Source organism: Hydrogenophaga electricum (genome assembly GCF_030160815.1).
Taxonomy (GTDB): domain Bacteria; phylum Pseudomonadota; class Gammaproteobacteria; order Burkholderiales; family Burkholderiaceae_C; genus Hydrogenophaga; species Hydrogenophaga electricum.
Map to the genome: position 1 here is coordinate 1 of NZ_BSPB01000033.1, position 19,254 is coordinate 19,254.

18 protein-coding genes are annotated in these 19,254 nt (G+C 64.8%); 5 read left to right on the forward strand and 13 right to left on the reverse strand.

The genetic code is table 11. From position 1 onward, the window contains the following. From imuA to petA, 3 genes are all read right to left on the reverse strand, one after another. A partial coding sequence (gene imuA / locus QQK43_RS16290) for a translesion DNA synthesis-associated protein ImuA (protein ID WP_284308582.1) occupies positions 1-558 on the reverse strand: 558 nt, incomplete at its 3' end. Positions 559-653: 95 nt separating this feature from the next. Beyond that, complete coding sequence (gene ccoG, locus QQK43_RS16295; RefSeq protein WP_284308583.1) at positions 654-2,084, reverse strand: cytochrome c oxidase accessory protein CcoG; 1,431 nt, start codon at positions 2,082-2,084, stop codon at positions 654-656. Between the two features lie 87 nt (positions 2,085-2,171). Then, positions 2,172-2,786 carry a ubiquinol-cytochrome c reductase iron-sulfur subunit gene (gene petA / locus QQK43_RS16300; protein WP_234265270.1) on the reverse strand — a complete coding sequence of 205 codons (615 nt, stop codon included), beginning with the start codon at positions 2,784-2,786 and terminating at the stop codon, positions 2,172-2,174. Between the two features lie 386 nt (positions 2,787-3,172). Between petA and groES the strand changes: the two genes are divergently transcribed. The 3 genes from groES (at position 3,173) to mnmC2 (ending at position 6,030) form a co-directional block, all read left to right on the forward strand. After that, a complete protein-coding gene (gene groES / locus QQK43_RS16305; RefSeq protein WP_234265271.1) occupies positions 3,173-3,463 on the forward strand; it encodes a co-chaperone GroES in 291 nt (96 codons plus the stop codon). Positions 3,464-3,508: 45 nt separating this feature from the next. Further along, positions 3,509-5,146, forward strand: a complete 1,638-nt coding sequence (gene groL, locus QQK43_RS16310) for a chaperonin GroEL (protein WP_234265272.1) — start codon at positions 3,509-3,511, stop codon at positions 5,144-5,146. A gap of 110 nt (positions 5,147-5,256) precedes the next feature. Then, entirely contained in the window at positions 5,257-6,030 is a 774-nt protein-coding gene (gene mnmC2, locus QQK43_RS16315; RefSeq protein WP_284308584.1) for a tRNA (5-methylaminomethyl-2-thiouridine)(34)-methyltransferase MnmC2, read from the forward strand. 9 nt (positions 6,031-6,039) lie between these two features. Here the strand turns inward: mnmC2 and tal are convergent, their stop codons facing one another. Then, complete coding sequence (gene tal, locus QQK43_RS16320; RefSeq protein ID WP_234265274.1) at positions 6,040-6,987, reverse strand: transaldolase; 948 nt, start codon at positions 6,985-6,987, stop codon at positions 6,040-6,042. Between the two features lie 64 nt (positions 6,988-7,051). Between tal and QQK43_RS16325 the strand changes: the two genes are divergently transcribed. Next, positions 7,052-7,900 (forward strand): MurR/RpiR family transcriptional regulator, encoded by an 849-nt coding sequence (locus QQK43_RS16325; RefSeq protein ID WP_234265275.1) that lies wholly within the window; start codon positions 7,052-7,054, stop codon positions 7,898-7,900. Between the two features lie 263 nt (positions 7,901-8,163). On the opposite strand, the gene QQK43_RS16330 is transcribed toward QQK43_RS16325, so the two are convergent. The 8 genes from QQK43_RS16330 to QQK43_RS16365 all read right to left on the reverse strand — a co-directional run bounded on the left by QQK43_RS16330 (position 8,164) and on the right by QQK43_RS16365 (position 17,471). After that, the gene (locus tag QQK43_RS16330) at positions 8,164-9,165 is read right to left on the reverse strand and encodes an ABC transporter ATP-binding protein (protein ID WP_234265276.1); all 1,002 of its coding nucleotides are present in this window, start codon (positions 9,163-9,165) and stop codon (positions 8,164-8,166) included. Next, on the reverse strand, positions 9,162-10,151 hold the full coding sequence (locus QQK43_RS16335) for an ABC transporter ATP-binding protein (protein WP_234265277.1): 990 nt from the start codon (positions 10,149-10,151) through the stop codon (positions 9,162-9,164). Before QQK43_RS16335 ends, QQK43_RS16330 begins: the two co-directional genes overlap by 4 nt. Positions 10,152-10,155: 4 nt before the next feature. Further along, a complete protein-coding gene (locus QQK43_RS16340) occupies positions 10,156-11,067 on the reverse strand; it encodes an ABC transporter permease (RefSeq protein ID WP_234265278.1) in 912 nt (303 codons plus the stop codon). A 62-nt stretch (positions 11,068-11,129) separates the two neighbouring features. Next, positions 11,130-12,701 carry an ABC transporter substrate-binding protein gene (locus QQK43_RS16345; protein WP_284308585.1) on the reverse strand — a complete coding sequence of 524 codons (1,572 nt, stop codon included), beginning with the start codon at positions 12,699-12,701 and terminating at the stop codon, positions 11,130-11,132. Positions 12,702-12,734: 33 nt separating this feature from the next. Beyond that, on the reverse strand, positions 12,735-13,946 hold the full coding sequence (locus tag QQK43_RS16350) for a M20 aminoacylase family protein (RefSeq protein ID WP_370465298.1): 1,212 nt from the start codon (positions 13,944-13,946) through the stop codon (positions 12,735-12,737). A gap of 54 nt (positions 13,947-14,000) precedes the next feature. Beyond that, positions 14,001-14,981, reverse strand: coding sequence for an ABC transporter permease (locus tag QQK43_RS16355; RefSeq protein ID WP_284308587.1), 981 nt, complete (start codon positions 14,979-14,981; stop codon positions 14,001-14,003). Between the two features lie 65 nt (positions 14,982-15,046). Continuing rightward, positions 15,047-16,618, reverse strand: coding sequence for an ABC transporter substrate-binding protein (locus QQK43_RS16360; RefSeq protein WP_234265282.1), 1,572 nt, complete (start codon positions 16,616-16,618; stop codon positions 15,047-15,049). A 136-nt stretch (positions 16,619-16,754) separates the two neighbouring features. Beyond that, positions 16,755-17,471: a DUF3047 domain-containing protein gene (locus QQK43_RS16365; protein WP_284308588.1), complete on the reverse strand. Its 717-nt coding sequence runs from the start codon at positions 17,469-17,471 to the stop codon at positions 16,755-16,757. A gap of 251 nt (positions 17,472-17,722) precedes the next feature. Here QQK43_RS16365 and QQK43_RS16370 point away from each other — a divergent pair, with 251 nt between their 5' ends. Continuing rightward, on the forward strand, positions 17,723-18,055 hold the full coding sequence (locus tag QQK43_RS16370; protein WP_284308589.1) for a ComEA family DNA-binding protein: 333 nt from the start codon (positions 17,723-17,725) through the stop codon (positions 18,053-18,055). Positions 18,056-18,146: 91 nt separating this feature from the next. On the opposite strand, the gene QQK43_RS16375 is transcribed toward QQK43_RS16370, so the two are convergent. Beyond that, positions 18,147-19,055 carry a porin gene (locus QQK43_RS16375; RefSeq protein WP_284308590.1) on the reverse strand — a complete coding sequence of 303 codons (909 nt, stop codon included), beginning with the start codon at positions 19,053-19,055 and terminating at the stop codon, positions 18,147-18,149. Positions 19,056-19,254 lie beyond the last annotated feature (199 nt).

Genomic DNA, 19,254 nt, shown 5'->3' on the forward strand with positions numbered 1-19,254 from the left:
GCACAGAAACACCGGCCCGCGCGCGCCGGCAGCCAGCACCTGCAGGCGCCGCACCTGGGCTGCGCGCACCTGGGGCAGCCAGGCCAGCACGGCGCCGCACGCGCGCGAACGCAGCAATTGCTCCAGCGCCCACAGGCGCTGGGCCGAGGCCTCGGCGTCGATCCAGACCCATTGCCGTTCATCCAGCCCCAGGGCGCGCAAGCCCGGCGCGTGCGGGCGATGCGGCGGCGCGACCAGCACCAACGGCAGCCCGTCCACCGAAAGACGGCGCCACAGAGGCGCCAGCAGGCGCCATTCCAGCGTGCCGGCCTGCGCGCACAGCAGTTCGGTCACGCCCTGGCAGGGCCAGCCGCCACCGGGCAGTTCCGCGTCCAGCGCCGCGAATCCGCTGGCCCGCACGGACAAGCCCGCGGCGCGGCCCAACTGGTCGCCGCGCCAGAGCGTCTGCGCCACGGCCGGGGCCAGCCGGTCGCAGAGGTCGGCCACCGGAGACGGGCGCTCAGAGACAGAAACGGCGGCAGACTCGGGCGTCTCCCGCCGGTAAGAAGGGCATGGCATGGTGCCCAGATGATAGGCCAAATACTGTTTTTATGTACAGTATTTTGTTCGAGATCCCATCCCGTTCAGGGCGCCGGACCCGGCCCCGTCGGGGCTCAGCGGGGCACCAGGAAGGTGGTCTTTTCTTCGAGGTGGATGGCCGGGTCGTTCTGCGACTGCAGGCGGAACAGGATGGGGTGCGAGCCGCTGTCGATGTCGGGCGGCACCTGCACACGCACGGCCAGGGTGCGGACCTCGGTCGGCAACACGCTCACCTGGGGTTCGGATGCGAGGGTGATGCCTTCCAGGCCTTCGACCGTGAGATGCACCTGCTGCTCGGTTTCGGTGGCGTTCATCACCTGCAGGCGGTAGACGTTTTCGATGCGCCCGAATTCGACCATGCGCGCCAGCGCGCCGCGGTCGCGGATCACGTCCACCTTCATCGGCACGCGCAGGTACAGGCTCACCCCCACCGCCACGGCGATCGTGGCCAGCACGGCCGCGTAGACGAGCACCCGCGGGCGCAGCGCGCGGCGGATGATCTGCGCCTTGCTCCAGCCACCGGTCATGGCGTTTTCGGTCGAGTACTTGACCAGCCCGCGCTCGTAGCCGAACTTGTCCATCACCTCGTCGCACACATCGGCACAGGCGCCGCAGCCGATGCACTCGTACTGCAGGCCCTTGCGGATGTCGATGCCGGTCGGGCAGACCTGCACGCACAAAGTGCAGTCCACGCAGGCCCCCAGCCCTTTCTCCTTCGGATCGACCTTCTTGCCGCGCGAACCACGGGGCTCGCCCCGGGCCGTGTCATAGGTGACGATGAGCGTGTCCTTGTCGAACATGGCGCTCTGGAAACGCGCATAGGGACACATGTACTTGCAGACCTGTTCGCGCATGATGCCGGCGAAGCCGTAGGTGGCAAAGCTGTAGAAGAAGATCCAGAAGGTCTGCCACGGGCCCAGGGCCCCGGCAAGCACCTCCATGCCCAGCGCGCGGATGGGCGTGAAATAACCCACGAAGGTGAAACCCGTCCACAGCGCGAACAGAATCCAGGCGCCATGCTTGCCCGCGCGGCGCGCGAACTTGCCCGCCGACAGGGGGGCGTTGTCGAGCCGGATGCGGGCGGCACGGTCGCCCTCGATCTTGCGCTCGATCCACATGAAGATCTCGGTGTAGACCGTCTGCGGGCAGGCGTAACCGCACCACAGGCGCCCGGCCACCGCCGTGAACAGGAACAGCGACAGCGCCGACATCACCAGCAGACCGGTGAGGTAGATGAAGTCCTGCGGGTACAGCACCAGCCCGCCCAGGTAAAAGCGGCGCGACAGCAGGTCGAACAGCACCGCCTGCCGACCGTTCCAGTTGAGCCAGGGCAATCCGTAGAACAGGATCTGGGTCAGCCACACCAGCGCCCAGCGCCAGTTGGCGAACGTACCGCTGACCGCTCGGGGCTGGATTTTCTTGCGCGACTCGTACAGGGAGATCTCGACCTCATCGGGCTCATCGGCCCCGTGGCCGGTCGTGGGCGCGTTGCTCAAGGTATTCATGGGTTCGTGGCGATTTTTATGAGAGACCTTGCCCGGACCGGACAAGACCGTCCTGTCCGGGCATCATGCACTGCCTGTGCGCGGGTGTCACCCCGCGCCGCTGCCGTCTTCACCGATCAGCAGCCGGTTGTCCGCCAGGAAGCGGTGCGGCGGCACCTCCAGGTTGGTTGGCGCGGGCTTGTTCTTGAACACCCGCCCCGCGAAGTCAAAAGTCGAGCCGTGGCACGGGCAGAAAAAGCCGCCCTGCCAGTCGGCCGGCACGCTGGGGTTGGCGGTTCCCGCCGGCAGCGTCACCGGCGAGCACCCCAGGTGCGTGCAGATCCCCACGGCCACGAACACCTCGGGCTGGATCGAACGGGCCGTGTTGGTGGCGTAGGCCGGTTGCTGGTCCTTCTTCGACGCCGGATCGGCCAGATCGGCCGTGCGCTCCAGCGCGGCGAGCATCTCGGGCGTGCGCCGCAAAATCCACACTGGCTTGCCACGCCATTCGACTGTGGCCATCTCACCCGGCGCCAGGCCGCTGATGTCCACCTCCACGCTCGCGCCCTGGGCTTTGGCACGCTCGCTGGGTGCGAGGCTGGACACCAGCGGGACGGCCACGGCGGCGGTGGCCGCCACGCCCATAGCGCCAGTGGTCAGAAGCCAGGTCCGGCGCTCGGCATCGGGCAAAACGGGTGGCAGAGGCAAAGCGGCGTGTGTCATGGCGGTTCTCCTGAAACACCGCTTCTTTTCCAAAAAATATGCCAGTCGGCAACGCTGGAAAATCCTGAGGGAAATCAACGCCCGGTCCAGCCGGTGCGGAAACACGGCTGGCGACCTCCGCCCCAAAACTGCCAAATATGTCAGTTCTGGCAGTCCAGCACTGGCACGATGGCGCCGATGCCGGTCACGCCCACCCGTGCCAGACCCGCCCGGATGCGGGCCTCAAAAGAATCGCGGCGCCCGCCCTTGAAAACGCCGCAGACCACCCTTATGATTAGCACTCGCTGGAGTTGAGTGCTAACACCCGCTCCCAGTCACGAAGAGGCACCGGTCCGCGGTGCCTTCCGTCGGCATAACAACCCTTCTCTATCCTTTCAGGAGATGCAATGAACCTTCGTCCTCTCGGCGATCGCGTGATCGTCAAGCGCATTGACAGCGAAACCAAGACCGCCTCCGGCATCGTCATCCCTGACGCCGCTGCCGAGAAGCCCGATCAAGGCGAAGTGCTGGCAGTCGGACCTGGCAAGACCAACGACAAGGGCGAAACCAAGGCCCTGAGCGTGAAGGTGGGCGACCGTGTGCTGTTCGGCAAGTACAGCGGCCAGACCGTCAAGGTCGATGGCGATGAACTGCTGGTCATGAAGGAAGACGACCTGTTCGCCGTCGTCGAGAAGTAAACCTTCCCTCATCCATCCCCATTTACTGAATCCGGAGAAATCAACATGGCAGCAAAAGACGTCGTTTTCGGCGGTGAAGCCCGCGCCCGCATGGTCGAAGGCGTGAACATCCTGGCCAACGCGGTCAAGACCACCCTGGGTCCCAAGGGCCGCAACGTGGTGCTGGAGCGCTCCTTCGGCGCCCCCACCGTGACCAAGGACGGTGTGTCCGTGGCCAAGGAAATCGAACTCAAGGACAAGCTCCAGAACATGGGCGCCCAGATGGTCAAGGAAGTCGCTTCCAAGACCTCTGACAACGCCGGTGACGGCACCACCACCGCCACCGTGCTGGCCCAGGCCATCGTGCGCGAAGGCATGAAGTACGTGGCCGCCGGCATGAACCCGATGGATCTGAAGCGCGGTATCGACCGGGCTGTCGAATCCCTGATCGCCGAGCTGAAGAAGGCCTCCAAGCCCACCACCACCTCCAAGGAAATCGCGCAAGTCGGCTCCATCTCCGCCAACAGCGATGCCTCCATCGGCGAAATCATCGCCAACGCGATGGACAAGGTCGGCAAGGAAGGCGTGATCACCGTCGAAGACGGCAAGAGCCTGAGCAACGAGCTGGATGTCGTGGAAGGCATGCAGTTCGACCGCGGTTACCTGTCGCCCTACTTCATCAACAACCCCGAAAAGCAGGCCGCCCTGCTGGACAACCCCTTCGTCCTGCTGTTCGACAAGAAGATCAGCAACATCCGTGACCTGCTGCCCACGCTGGAAGCCGTGGCCAAGGCCGGCCGTCCGCTGCTGATCATTGCCGAAGACGTCGAAGGCGAAGCCCTGGCGACCCTGGTGGTCAACACCATCCGCGGCATCCTGAAGGTTGTCGCCGTCAAGGCCCCTGGCTTTGGCGACCGCCGCAAGGCCATGCTGGAAGACATCGCCATCCTGACGGGCGGCAAGGTCATCGCCGAAGAAGTCGGCCTGACCCTGGAAAAGGTGACCCTGGCCGACCTGGGCCAGGCCAAGCGCATCGAAGTGGGCAAGGAAAACACCACCATCATCGACGGCAACGGCGCTGCCGCTGACATCGAAGCCCGCGTCAAGCAAATCCGCATCCAGATCGAAGAAGCCACCAGCGACTACGACCGCGAAAAGCTGCAAGAGCGCGTGGCCAAGCTGGCCGGCGGTGTGGCCGTCATCAAGGTCGGCGCCGCCACCGAAGTCGAGATGAAGGAAAAGAAGGCCCGCGTGGAAGACGCCCTGCACGCCACCCGCGCTGCGGTGGAAGAAGGCATCGTGGCCGGTGGTGGCGTGGCCCTGCTGCGCGCCAAGCAATCCGCTGGCGCCATCAAGGGTGACAACCCCGACCAGGACGCCGGCATCAAGCTGGTCCTGAAGGCCATCGAAGCTCCCCTGCGCGAAATCGTGGGCAACGCCGGTGGCGAACCCTCGGTCGTGATCAACAAGGTGCTGGAAGGCAAGGGCAATTTCGGTTTCAACGCCGCCAACGACACCTATGGCGACATGATCGAAATGGGTATCCTGGACCCGACCAAGGTGACCCGCACCGCCCTGCTGAACGCCGCTTCCGTGGCTTCGCTGATGCTGACGACCGAGTGCATGGTCGCCGAAGCACCGAAGGACGACTCCCCGGCACCGGCCATGCCCGACATGGGTGGCATGGGCGGCATGGGCATGTAATTGCCCGACTGCACATCGGGGCGCCCCGCCCCGATGCCTGCCTCGAAACCCCGCGATATCCTCGCGGGGTTTCTTTTTGGGGATCCCCCCAGAACCCGCCCGCAGAAGCCATGAAACCCGTCGCCCTTCAACCCCCGGCCGCCGATTCGCCCGTCGCCTGGGACGCGCAGGGCGCCCCGGTCAGCGTCCGCTTCGGGGACCGCTACCGCAATGAAGGCATCGACGGCCTGGGGGGACTGGCGCAGGCCCGCTACGTGTTCCTGGCCGGCTGCGGCTTGTGCGCGGCAGATGGCGCCCCGCAGGCGGGCATGGCCTGGTGCGGCGCCGCACAGTGGCGCGTGCTCGAAAACGGCTTCGGCCTGGGCCTGAACTTCCTCGCCACCTGGCAGCTCTGGCAACGCGATCCGCAACGGCCCGCGACGCTGATTTACGACGCCACCGAAGCCTTTGTGCCCACGGCCGACGATCTGCGTCGCGCAGCCCGCCCTTTTCCCGACCTGCACGCGCTGGCGGAGGCACTGGCGACCGGCTGGACCCGCTTGCGCCAGCGGGGTGAGCTGCGACTCGATGCCGGTGGCGCGGTTCGCCTGCGGCTGCGCGAAGGCGACGCCCTGCCCGCGCTGCAGGCCATGGAGCCTGGCGTGAACTCGGTGTTTCTCGACGGCTTCGACCCTCCGCTCAACCCCGCCATGTGGTCAGCCGCTTTGATGCAGTCGGTGGGCCGGCTGGCCCGGCCGGGTGCGGCGCTGGCCACCTGGTGCGTGGCCGGTTCGGTGCGGCGGGCCCTCACGGCGGCCGGCTTCTCCGTGGTCAAGCGCGACGGGCTGCCCCCGAAGCGCCACTGTCTGGTGGCGCGCAAGCAGCCTGCGGCGCCAACGCGGTGAACGGCGGACTCAGGCCGCCTTCATCAGGGCTTCGAGCTTGAAGGTGTCGGCGGCAAAGGCGCGAATGCCTTCGGCCAGTTTTTCGGTCGCCATCGCGTCCTCGTTGAGCGCGTAGCGGAAGCCGGCTTCGTCGTAGGTCACGAACGGCGTGTCCAGCGACCGCGCCGCCTCGGCGTCGAGGGCCGGCGACAACGGGGCCTCCGTGGCCGCCAGTTGGGCCAGCAGGTCCGGACTGATGGTCAGCAGGTCGCACCCAGCCAGCGCGGTGATCTGGCCCACGTTGCGGAAGCTCGCGCCCATGACCTCGGTGGCGATGCCGTGCTTCTTGTAGAAATTGAAGATGTTGCGCACCGACTGCACGCCGGGATCGTTGGCACCCGCCATGGCGGCCTCGTCCCAGGCAGCGCCAGCCTGCTTCTTGTACCAGTCGTAGATGCGGCCGACGAAGGGCGAGATCAGCTGCACCTTGGCCTGTCCGCAGGCCACCGCCTGGCAGAAGCTGAACAGCAGCGTGAGGTTGGTGTGGATGCCGTCGCGCTCCAGCCGCGCCGCCGCCTGGATGCCTTCCCAGGTCGAGGCGATCTTGATCAGGATGCGGTCCACGTGCACGCCCTCGCCCTGGTACAGGTCGATGATGCGGCGCGCGCGCGAGACCGTGGCCTCGGTGTCGAAACTCAGGCGCGCGTCCACTTCGGTCGAGACGCGCCCGGGAATGTGCTGCAGGATCTCGATGCCAAAACGCACCAGCAGGCGGTTCATGGTCTCGTCCAGCCCCTGCGACCCGTAACGGGCCACGGTTTCCTGCAGCAGGTGCGCGTATTCGGGCTTTTGCACCGCCTTGAGCACCAGCGACGGGTTGGTCGTCGCGTCGCGCGGGGCGTAGGCCGCGATCTGACGGAAGTCGCCCGTGTCGGCGACCACGGTGGTGAACTGTTTGAGGGCATCGAGCTGGTTCATGCGGTCATTATCGGGTGTAATTCGGTTTCACCATTTCATGTAACTCTCCGCCTTTGTCGCCGCCATGCTGGATCGCATCAAAGCCTCGCTGCCCTCCCTGGCCCCCGCCGAACAGCGCGTGGGCAAGCTCGTTCTGGCCGATCCGCGCAGCTTTGCCAGCCTGCCGGTGGCCGAGCTGGCCGATCGCGCCCATGTGAGCAAACCCACCGTGGTGCGCTTTTGCCGCAGCATGGGCTATGACGGCCTGTCGGACTTCAAGCTCAAACTGGCAGGCAATGTCAGCGAAGGCGTGCCCTTCATCCACCGCAGCGTGGACGTGGACGACAAGGTCAGCGACGTGATGGTCAAGGTGATCGACAACACCGTGGCCGCCTTCCTGAAGTACCGCAACGACGCGTCCACGCACGCCATCGAAAAAGCGGTCGATGCCCTGATGGACACCTACCGCAAGCGCGGCCGCATCGAATTCTTCGGCGCCGGCAACTCGGGCATCGTGGCCCAGGACGCCCAGCACAAATTCTTCCGCCTGGGCATCAACGCCATCGCCTACAGCGACGGCCACATGCAGGTGATGAGCGCCTCGCTGCTGGGCCCGGGCGACTGCGTGGTGATCATCTCCAACTCGGGCCGCACGCGCGACCTGATGGATGCGGCCGACATCGCGCGCAAGCACGGCGCCACCGTCATCACGGTCACCGCCAGCGGCTCGCCGCTGGCCGCCGCCGGCCACATCCACCTCGCGGCCGACCACCCCGAGGGCTACGACCGCTACAGCCCCATGACCTCGCGCCTGATGCACCTGATGATCATCGACGTGATGGCCACCTGCCTGGCGCTGCGCATCGGGGGTACCAAGCTGCAGCCGCTGCTCAAGGAAATGAAGAACAACCTGAGGAGTAAAAGGTACGCATAAGCGTGCGCGTTGCGCACAGCTTATGCGGACCCCTGCGCCGCTTCGCGTCTTCCCCCAGAGGGGGACGATGCATGTGGCCCGGCAGAGCCGGTTCCACGGCATCTCTTGACTGGGAGCCCGCGCGCCGCCCACACCAGAGGACGACGGGCGCTCCCCGCAGCGAAATAAAGGAGGAGGCCCGCGCAGCGGGCCGGGGGACATTCGCGGAGGGGAGTGCCCGTCGTCCGCGCCAACGCCCACCCGGCTGAGCGCTGGAAGCCCCGTCAGATCCGGCCTTCCTCGACCGCGTGACACGCGATGCGCACACCGCCGATGGTCTGCAACGAAGGACGCTCCACGCGGCAGCGCTCGTTCACATGCGGGCAACGCGGGTTGAACGCGCAGCCGGGTGGCGGATTCAGCGGGTTGGGTACCTCGCCCTGCACCGGCGTGCGCGCCTGACCGGTGTCGTGCATCTTCGGGATCGCGTCCAGCAGCATGCGCGTGTAGGGGTGGCGTGGCTGGCTGAACAGGGTCTGCTTGTCGGCCAGCTCGACCAGGCGCCCCAGATACATCACGCCCACCTGATCGCTCACATGCCGCACCACCGCGAGGTTGTGGCTGATGAACAGGTAGGTCAGCCCCTGCTGGCGCTGCAGGTCTTTCATGATGTTGAGCACCTGCGCCTGCACCGACACGTCCAGCGCCGAAGTCGGCTCGTCGCAGACCAGGAACTCCGGCTGCGTGGCCAGTGCGCGTGCGATGGAGATGCGCTGGCGTTGCCCGCCCGAAAACTGGTGCGGGTACTTCGCCCGGTCCTGCGCCGACAGGCCGACGGAATGCAGCAATTCCTCGACCCGCTGACGCAGCGCCACGGCATCGCTGAGCACCCCGTGTTCGCGCAACGGCTCGGCAATGATGTCTTCCACCCGCCAGCGGGGGTTGAGGCTGGCATAGGGGTCCTGGAAAATCATCTGGATGCGCTTGCGCAACTGGCGCCCCTGCGGCGTCTTGAAGGCCGCGTGTGCGTCCTGCCCGTCGAAAATGAAGCCGCCCCGCGTGGGTTCGTACAGGCCCACAAGCAGGCGCGCCACGGTGCTTTTGCCGCAGCCCGACTCGCCCACCAGCGCCAGTGTCTGGCCTTTGGGAATGTCGAAGCTTACCCCGTCGACCGCCCGCAGCCACTGGCGCGGCTGGCGTTCGAGCACACGGTTGAGCCAGGGCGCCGACACATCGAAGGTCTTGGCCAGGTCGGTTGCCTGCACCAGCGGTGTCGAGGTGCTCATGCGGCCTCTCCCACCGCCTGCACGCTGGCCGCGTCGTGCAGCCAGCAGGCCGCGCGCGTGGCGCCCGCGGCCATCAGCTCGGGGCGCTGCGCGTGGCAGCGATCGAAGCGGCGATCGCAGCGTGGGTTGTAGGCACAACCGGGCGGAATGGCATTGAGGCGCGGCATCGCGCCATCGATCTGGTGCAGGCGTTCGCGGTCGGCCTCCATGTCGGGAATGCAGGCCATCAGGCCCTTGGTGTACGGGTGGGCCGGCTGGTTGATCACCTGGTGCACCGGGCCGATTTCCGCGATCCGGCCGGCGTACATCACCGCCACGCGGTCGCAGGTTTCGGCGATCACGCCCATGTCGTGCGTGATCAGCATGACGGCCGCACCCCGCTCCTTGCAGACGGTTTTGAGCAAGGTGATGATCTGCGCCTGGATCGACACATCCAGCGCGGTGGTGGGCTCGTCGGCCACGATCAGGCGCGGCTCGGCCGCCAGCGCCAGGGCAATCACCACACGCTGGCGCATGCCGCCCGAGAACTGGTGCGGAAAGTGGTCGATGCGCTGTTCGGCCGCTGGAATGCCGGTGTCGCGGAGCAACTGGATGGCGCGCTGGCGCGCCTCGGCCGGGCTCACGGGCAGGTGGGTGGTGATGGTTTCGATGAGCTGCCGCCCCACCGAATACAAGGGGTTGAGCGAGGTCAGCGGGTCTTGGAAGATGGCACCGATCTGGCGCCCCCGAATCTTGCGCATGGGCTCGGGCGGCAGGTTGTCGATGCGCCGCCCCTCCAGCAGGATCTGGCCCGAGGCCACGCGACCGGGGGGCTCCAGCAAACCGATGATGGCCGCCCCGGTGAGCGACTTGCCGGCGCCGGACTCGCCCACCACGCCCAGGATCTCACCGGGCGCGATGTCGAAAGAGATGTCGTCCAGCGCGCGCAGCGTGCCGCGCCGGTGCGGAAACTCGACGACAAGGTTCTTGACTTGCAGCAGGCTCATCGGGTCAGCGGAGTTTGGGATTCAGGGCGTCGCGCAGCCAGTCGCCCAGCAGGTTCACGGACAGCGCGATCAGCACCAGCATCACCCCGGGGAAGATGGTGATCCACCATTCGCCGGAGAACAGGTAGTCGTTGCCGATGCGGATCAGCGTGCCCAGCGAGGGTGAAGTCGGCGGCGCCCCCACACCCAGGAACGACAGCGTGGCCTCGGTGATGATGGCGGTGGCCACCTGGATGGTGGCCAGCACCAGCACCGGCCCCAGCACATTGGGCAGCACGTGGCGCCGCATGATGCGCAGCGGCGCCACGCCGGTCACGCGCGCGGCCTGCACATATTCCTTGCTGCGCTCGACCAGCGTCGAGCCGCGCACCGTGCGCGCGTACTGCACCCAGCCCGTGAGCGTGATGGACAGGATCAGCACCCCGAAGGCCAGCGTGTCGTGCGCATGGGGAAACAGCGCCCGCCCCACGCCGGCGATCAGCAAGGCCACCAGGATCGCGGGAAAGGACAGCATCACGTCGCACAGACGCATGAGGAAGCTGTCGACCCAGCCCCCCAGAAAACCGGCCAGCAACCCGAAGGACACCCCGATCACCACGGACAGGACCACCGACGCCAGCCCCACCGCCAACGAAATGCGTGCGCCATACATCAGCGCCGAGAGGATGTCGCGGCCCTGATCGTCGGTGCCGAACGGAAACGACCAGGTGCCGCCCTCGCTCCATGCCGGCGGCAGACGAGCATTGGACAGCTCCAGCGTGGCCAGGTCAAAAGGGTTGTGCGGCGCCAGCCATGGCGCGAACACGGCGCCCAGCGCGCAGACCAGAGCGATCAGCGCCGCGAACACGGCGGTCGGGGAAGAGCGGAAGCTGTGGCCGACATCGCTGTCGAGCCAACGGCGCAGGGTGTTGATCACAGGCTTCGTGGGTGGAAAAAATCGCGGACAAAACGGAGGGCCTGCCTACCGGCAGCCCTCGGTCATTTCACCGACATGAAACGGAAGGGCATGAAGTTGTCGGCCAGTTGCACCAGTTGCACGTTGCTGGCCACACCCCAGGCCAGTGCCTGCTGGTGCAGGGGCAGATGCCCGATGTCGTTGGCGTGCAGCTTGAAGACCTCCTGGATCATGGCGTCGCGCCGAGCCTTGTCGGTTTCGGACTGGATCTTCAGGGTCAGCTCGTCCACCTTCGGGTTGCAATAGGCGCCCAGGTTGAACTGGCCGCTGCCCTTGTCATCCACGCAGCGCATCAGCGCATTCAGGGGGTTGTGTGCGTCGTAAGTGCCCGGCGTCCAGCCCAGCATGTAGAAGCTGGTGTCGCGCCGCAGGATCTTGGGAAAGTAGGTGCCCTTGGTCTCGGCCTGCAAATGGATCTTCACCCCAACCCGCGCCAGATTGGCGGCCACCGCCTGGCAGATCGCCGCATCGTTGACGTACCGGTCGTTGGGGCAGTTCATCGTGACCTCGAAGCCATCCTTGTAGCCGGCATCGGCCAGCAACTTGCGCGCGGCGTCGGGGTCGTATGGAAGGCGCTTGTCGAGTGCGGCGTCGTAGCCGTTGATGCCCGGCCCCACCATCAGGGCCGTCGGGCGCGAGGCGCCACGCATGACGGTGCGCTGGATGCCCTGGATATCGATGGCCTGGTAGAAGGCCTGGCGCACGCGGCGGTCCTTGAACGGGTTCTTGCCTTTCACGCTCGAATACAGCAGCTCGTCGCGCTTCTGGTCCATGCCCAGAAAGATGGTCCGCAGCTCCGGCCCCTGCATCACCCTGGACTTGCCGCTGGCATTGATGCGCGCCACATCTTGCAGTGGCACGGGCTCGATCACGTCCACCTGACCGGACAGCAGCGCCGCCACACGGGTGGCGTCGCTGCCGATGGGGGTGTACTCCACGTTGACCACATTGCCTTCGATGCGCCCCCAATAGCTGCCGTTGCGCACGAAGCTGGTCTTGACGTTGGGCTGCCGCTCACGCAGCCGAAACGGGCCCGTGCCATTGGCGCGGAACGACGCCGCGTTCTCGATGCCCTTGCGCCGATCCACCGGCCGCGTCGCCTGGTTGTCCTCAGACCAGGTCTTGCTCATGATGTACAGGAGCGAAAGCACGTCGGGCAGGATGGGAAATGGGGCCTTGGTTTCGACCTCGACCACGTGATCACCGACCTTGCGCACCGCCTGGATGTCGTTGGTGTAGCTGCGCATGTCCGAGCCATCGCCCGCCGCGCGGGCAAAGCTGAACAGCACGTCGTCGGCCGTGAAGGGCTTGCCGTCGTGGAATTTCACGCCTTTGCGCAACTCGAAGCGCCAGATGGTGGGTGAGGTCTGCTTCCAGGCCATGGCCAGCAGGGGCACCAGTTGCAGGTTGGCGTCGCGCCCCACCAGCCCCTCGTAGACGTTGCCCGTCACGCTCAGTTGCAGCGACTCGTTGAGCGAATGCGGGTCCATGGACAGCGCATCGCCCTGGTTGCCGATACGCACGGTCTGGGCCTGTGCGGTTGCCACGCCCATGGCCAGCACCAGGCCGGCCACCAAGGTCAGAGAGAACTTCATCGATCGCTCCTTTCGAAAAGCCATGATCTGCCCTCAGGCGGCCTCCGGCAGCGGCAGGCCTTGCTCGACCAGACCGGCGTGCAAGGCAGCACCCAGCGGCAGCACCTCGTCGTTGAAATCGTAGCGGCTGTTGTGCAGAAAGCACCCACCCTCACCGCCCTGACCCAGGCGCAGATACGCGCCGGGCTTGACCTGCAGCATGAAGGCAAAGTCCTCCGCGCCCATGCTGGGGTCCATCTGCCGGTCCACGTGGTCGTGACCCACCAGCTTCTGCGCCACCTCGGTGGCGAAGCGGGCTTCCGCACGCGTGTTGATGGTGGCAGGGTAGATGCGTTCGTAGCTCAGGTGGGCGGTCGCCCCCAGACCCAGCGCCACCCCGGAGCACACTTCGTGCAGCCGCTTTTCAACCATGGCCTGCACCTCGGCGCTGAAGGTGCGCACGGTCCCCACCAGCCGCGCCGTGCCCGGAATCACACTGAAAGCGCCCGGATCGCCTGCCTGCATGGCGCACAAGCTGATCACGGCGCTGTCGATGGCCCGCACATTGCGGGACACGATGCTCTGCACCGCCGTGATGATGTGGGCCGCCACGAGCACCGGGTCCACCGTCGCATACGGGTGCGCGCCGTGCCCGCCCTTGCCGGTGATGTCGATGGTGATGCGGTCGGCCGAGGCCATCATCGGCCCCGGGTTGATCCCCACCGTGCCCGGTCGCATTTGCGGCCAGTTGTGCATGGCATAAATCGACTGCACCGGAAAGCGCTCGAACAGCCCGTCTTCAATCATCGCCTTGGCACCAGCGAAGCCCTCCTCCCCCGGCTGGAAGATCAGCACCGCCGTGCCATCGAAGTGGCGGGTTTCGGCCAGATAGCGGGCGGCGCCGATCAGCATCGCCACATGCCCGTCATGGCCACAGCCGTGCATCAGGCCGGCCCGTGTGGAACGCCAGGCGAAATCGTTTTGTTCGCTCATGGGCAAGGCGTCCATGTCGGCACGGAGCCCGAGCATCCGCCCGCTGCTGCGCTGGCGGCCATGAATCACCGCCACCACACCGGTCTTGCCCAGACCGGTGTGCACTTCATCAACACCACACACCTTGAGCGACTCCACCACCCGCGCAGCGGTGAAATGCTCTTCGAAGCCCAGCTCGGGGTGGGCATGCAACTCCCGCCGCAGCGCCGTCAGCGCCGGATGAAACTCGGTGATGTGCGCAAAGGCACGCCCGTGGGCTTTGTAGCGGGGCATCAGCATCGCCACCATGCTGGGCACACCGGCCGCAGATCAGGCCGCTTGGTCATCTCAATGCCCTCCACCCTTCTCGACACGCAACCGGGGATCGACCACGAAATACAGCAGATCGACGATGAGGTTGATCACCACGAAGATCAGCGCAATCAGGCACAGATAGGCCGCCATCACCGGGATGTCGGCAAAGGTCACGGCCTGAATGAACAGCAGCCCCATGCCCGGCCACTGGAACACCGTCTCGGTGATGATGGCAAAAGCGATCAGCCCCCCCAGTTGCAAGCCCGTGATGGTCATCACCGGCACCAGCGTGTTCTTGAGCGCGTGCCCGAAATGCACGGCCCGGTTGGTCAGCCCGCGGGCGCGGGCGAACTTGATGTAGTCGGTGCGCAGCACCTCCAGCATCTCGGCCCGCACCAGCCGCATGATCAGCGTGAGCTGGAAGATCGCCAGCGTGATCGCCGGCAAAGTGATGTGGTGCCAGCCTTTGGCTGTGAGCAGCCCCGTGCTCCACCAGCCCAGGTTTGCCACCTCACCGCGGCCGAAGCTCGGAAACCAGCCCAGCTGCACGGCAAACACCAGGATCAACAAGATGCCGATCAGAAAGGTCGGTAAGGAAACGCCCAGCAGCGAAATCGTCATGAACACCTGGCTGATGAAGGTGCCACGCTTGAGCGCTGCGTAAACCCCCATCGGAATGCCCACCACCAGCGCAAGCAGTGCCGCGACCAGGGCCAGTTCGAGGGTGGCCGGAAAGCGCTCGGCAATCAGGCGCGACACCTTGGCCCCCTGACGCAGGCTCAGGCCGAACTCGCCTTGCGCCGCATTGACCAGGAAATGCCAGAACTGCACGAAAAAGGGCTGGTCAAGACCCAGCGCCGACCGCAGTTCACGGACCTGTTCGGGCGTGGCGTCCTGCCCCAGCAGGAACACCACCGGGTCGCCCACGTACTGAAACAGCATGAAGGCGATGAAGGCCACACTGACCATGACGATCACGGCCTGGACCCATCGGCGGAGAATGAATGCAAGCATCGGTCACCCAAACGGAATGGGGGCGACCGACGCTTTCGGAGGCCCCCATGGTGGCATTGGCGAAATCAGTTGACCTTGATCAGCCGCCAGTCGAGCCGGTTGTCCGCGCGGTGCACGACGTCAATGTTCTTCTTCATCGCCCACGGAATCACCTGGTTGTGCAAGGGGATGTGCGCCACATCGTCGTTCTGCAGCTGCAGCGCCTTGGTCAGCAGTTCCGTGCGCAGTTTCAGGTCGGTTTCCTTCTTGGTACGCTCCACGAGCGCATCCATCTGCGGGTTGCTGTAACGGCCCACGTTGTAGTTACCGTCGCCGCCCGCACCCACCGAGCGCACCAGCGACTGCAGGCTGTAGAGCGCATCGAAGGTGGGAACGCCCCAGCCCAGCATGTAGATGCTCGCCTCATACCGCTGGATCATGGGGAAATAGGTCACCAGCGGCAGCGTGCGAAGCTTGGCTTTCACGCCGATCTTGGCCCACATCGCGGCCACCGCCTGGCAAATGGCTTCGTCGTTGATGTAGCGGTTGTTCGGGCAGGCGAAGTCGACCTCGAACCCGTCCTTGTAACCTGCATCGGCCAGCAGTTTCTGCGCAGCCGCGACGTCGTACGGATAGCGCTTGTGCACGCCTTCGGTCCAGCCGTTGACCTGCGGCGCCACCAGGGCCCCTGTGGCCTGCCCCAAGCCTCGCAAGGTCACCCGCGTGATGGTGTTGATGTCGATGGCCTGGTACAGCGCCTTGCGCACGCGCTGGTCTTTCAGGGGGTTTTTGCCCTTGATGTTGCTGCCCGGAAGTTCGTCGCGGAATTGGTCCATACCGAAGAAGATGGTGCGGTTTTCAATGCCGTCGATCACCTTCAGCTTGCTGTCCTGGCGCACACGCGGCAGGTCTTGCGGGCTCGGATCCAAAACGAAGTCCACTTCCCCCGACAGCAACGCCGCCATCCGCGTCGCCACGGCTTTGACCGGGGTGTACACCACTTCGGTCACATTGGTGTCGGCCTTGCCCCACCAGCTCGGGTTTCGGGTCAGCACCAGCTTCTGGTCGGGCTGCCATTCCTTGAGCACAAAGGGTCCCGTGCCATTGGCGTTGCGGTGGGCAAAATTCTCGTCCTGGGTCTTGATGTCCTTGGGCTCGACCGAGCGGTTCTTTTCGGCCCAAGCCTTGTTCATCATGCGCAATTCGGTCAACTGGTTCAGCAGCACCGGATTGGGGTCTTTGGTGAAGATGTCGATGGTGTGCGCATCCACCTTCACCACCCGGTCGATGCCCTGGGCATAGACACCGAAGTTCGACGTCTTGGCCATCGCCCGCTGGATCGAGAACACCGCGTCATCCGCCGTGAAATCGGCGCCATCATGAAACTTGACCCCCTTGCGCAGCGTCAGGCGCAACTGCGTCGGCGTGAGCTGCTTCCAGGCCGTGGCAAGCACAGGCTCCGGCTTGAAGGTCCGGCTGTTGTAGTAGACGAGCGACTCATAGACCGACGCATGCACCCCGTTGGCCAAGGCGTTGTTCTGGGAATGGATATCCCAGGTCGGAATGTCACTGGCACTGGTCCACTTGAAGGTCTTGGCATGCGCCACTCCGGACACCAGCGCCAAAGCGCCCACCCAAACAATCAGACGAAGTTTCATTGTTGGCACCTGAATCAAGTCGTGGTCAAAGCAATATGCAACATCCGTTCCCACTCTCCGTAGGGGAGTAACCCGAACCTTGATCACCCCAAACGCACAGCGCCTCACGGACACACCATCCGCCGCAAACGGACGCTCAAGGCAAAGGGGACTCCAACCGAAGCGCCCCGTACCACGCCGTCAGCTGGCTGCGGGTGTTGTCGGTGTCGGTCATCAAAGCCACGGCCAACAACGGACCAGGCTCCTCGCCAAATACCCGGATGAAGTCCGCCCGCACATCGCGCCGGTAATCCACCCATTGCCCCACCCGCGCGTCTCCGGTCTCGACCACCAGCTTGCGCACACGGTCCGATCGGGGATTCACCACCACCGTATCCACCGCGTCATGCGGGCTCCACACATACATCAAGGTTGCATACGGCAGCGGCTCGCCTGTCAGCAGGCGGCTCATCTCGGAAAGACGGTGTTGCCGCGCAGACCACCGCGACTTGTCACCATCGAACGCCAAAAGAATGCGCACCGGCGCATCTTCCCGGTCTGCCTCGGAAAGCCGCGCATCCAGCGGCAAGCCATCGACACGCCAGGAAAACTTCATCGCTCCCAGATGCTGAAGCGGGACATTAAAACGCTGACGCAGGATGCTCACCGATGCTTGCGCCTGAACCTGAAGCGCAGGGCGCCCATCGACCTCTGCGACTTCGAATGGCACAAACGTCTTGCCTGGCAGCACAAAGGGCTCCCAGGGCACCGAGGCCGGCGTCTGCAACAGGCGCTGTGCAAGCGCCTTCGAAGCCTCGCCCCTTGAAACGGCCTGACCGGTTCCCACCGGTTGTGCCCCATCCTCGACAGCCAAGCTACCGCATCCTGCCAGCAAGGCCATCCACAACGCCCATGCCCATCCACGCATTCACGCCCCCTCTTTTTGATCGACCGGCCACGCAAACAACGCGACGGATATCACAGTGTATCGATTTGTATGCCCAGACTACCCCAAATGGGGGATGCGCGCCGCCCAACCAGCCCCGCAAGATTGGTGCAACGGTCACGCTGTCACACACCGTTTATGGGAATCCCCCCAGGCATCTTCAACACAAGGAGGAAATCATGCTCAAACGCATCCTATCAACCCTGACGCTGGCCGTCTCACTCAACGCACTCGCTGCCGTTGATGTCAACGACGCAGCCCTTGCCGATCTGGACAGCATCAAAGGCATCGGCCCCAGCACCTCGGCCAAAATTGTCGAACAGCGGAAAAGCGCCAAGTTCAAGGACTGGGCCGACTTCATCCAGCGGGTCCCGGGGATCGGAACCAAACGGGCCACCAAGCTGTCGGACGAAGGCCTGACCGTGAATGGACAAGCCTTCAAGGGCACGGAAGCCGCAAGCACTGCCAAGGTGTCTACCAACAAGCCGAGCGAGAAAACAACCAAACCCTGAAAACTTACAGCGGCAAAAGAAAACCCCCGAGGACCAAAGCCCTCGGGGGTTTTTTTGATATCAGACAGCGGCCAAATGGCCGCAGCCGTCATCAGAAGGTGTGCTTCAGGCCCAGGGCAAAGCGGTTGCCGTCGCCAGCATCCTTGTTGTCCTTGTTGAAACCGGTGTAGACGCTGGTGCGCTTGGACAGCGCGTAGTGAGCAGCCACGCCCACGGTGCCCGGCTTCAGGTCGGTGCCGTCGAGCTTGGACTGGGTATAGCCTGCGGACAGGGTCAGAGCGGCAGACAGGGGAACATCCACGCCCAGGGTGTAGTCCTTGCTCAGGTCCTTGACCTGACCATAAGAGGCCAGCAGCTTGGCGGCGCCCAGGTCGTAGGAACCTTGCAGGCGGGACAGCTTGAGGTCGCCCAGATCGGACTTCTGTTGTTCGTAGGCGAAGCCGACGAACACCGGACCCCCTTCGTACTTGACGTGGAAGGCGTTCACGCGGGCGTTGTCATCACCTTCCTTGAAGGTGGTGCTCACGGCACCGCTCACGCCACCGAAGCTGGGGGTCGCGTAGTAGACGCCCTTGTTGGGGTTACCAGCTTCCAGAGCGTAGCTCAGAGCGAAGTTGTTGGTCGTCAGGTAGGCCGAGTCGAACAGGGGGCTGGTCGCACCGACGATGTCGTCGTAGGCGTTCCAGGTCTTGCCCAGCTTGACTTCACCGAAACCACCGCTCAGGCCCACCCAGGCTTGGCGGTTGAAACCGCTGGCAGCGCCCGAGGTCAGGTCCACGCCCTGTTCGAAGGTGAAGTTGGCCTTCAGACCGCCACCCAGATCTTCAGAGCCCTTCAGGCCCCAACGGCTGGTGTTCACACCGCCCGAAGCCATCGTGGCGCTTTCGCCCTTTTCCTTGACCACGGCCAGGTCAGCGATACCGTAGAGGGTGACGGAAGACTGGGCCATGGCGGCGCCGGAGGCAGCCAGCACAGCCAGAGCAATCAGAGACTTTTTCATGACAAGTTCCTTCAAGTTGATTTTCAGATCCGGGGGTACGAATCCGATGAGATTGAACTCACTGGGTGATCGTACTGGCTGCAGCGTCTTTCCCAAGGGTTTTCCCTGTAAATCACCACAACAGTTCGCAGAGTGTTGCCTTGATGAGACAACACACGGAACGCACCAAATTTGTGCATTTCATCGGGGAGATGGCGCT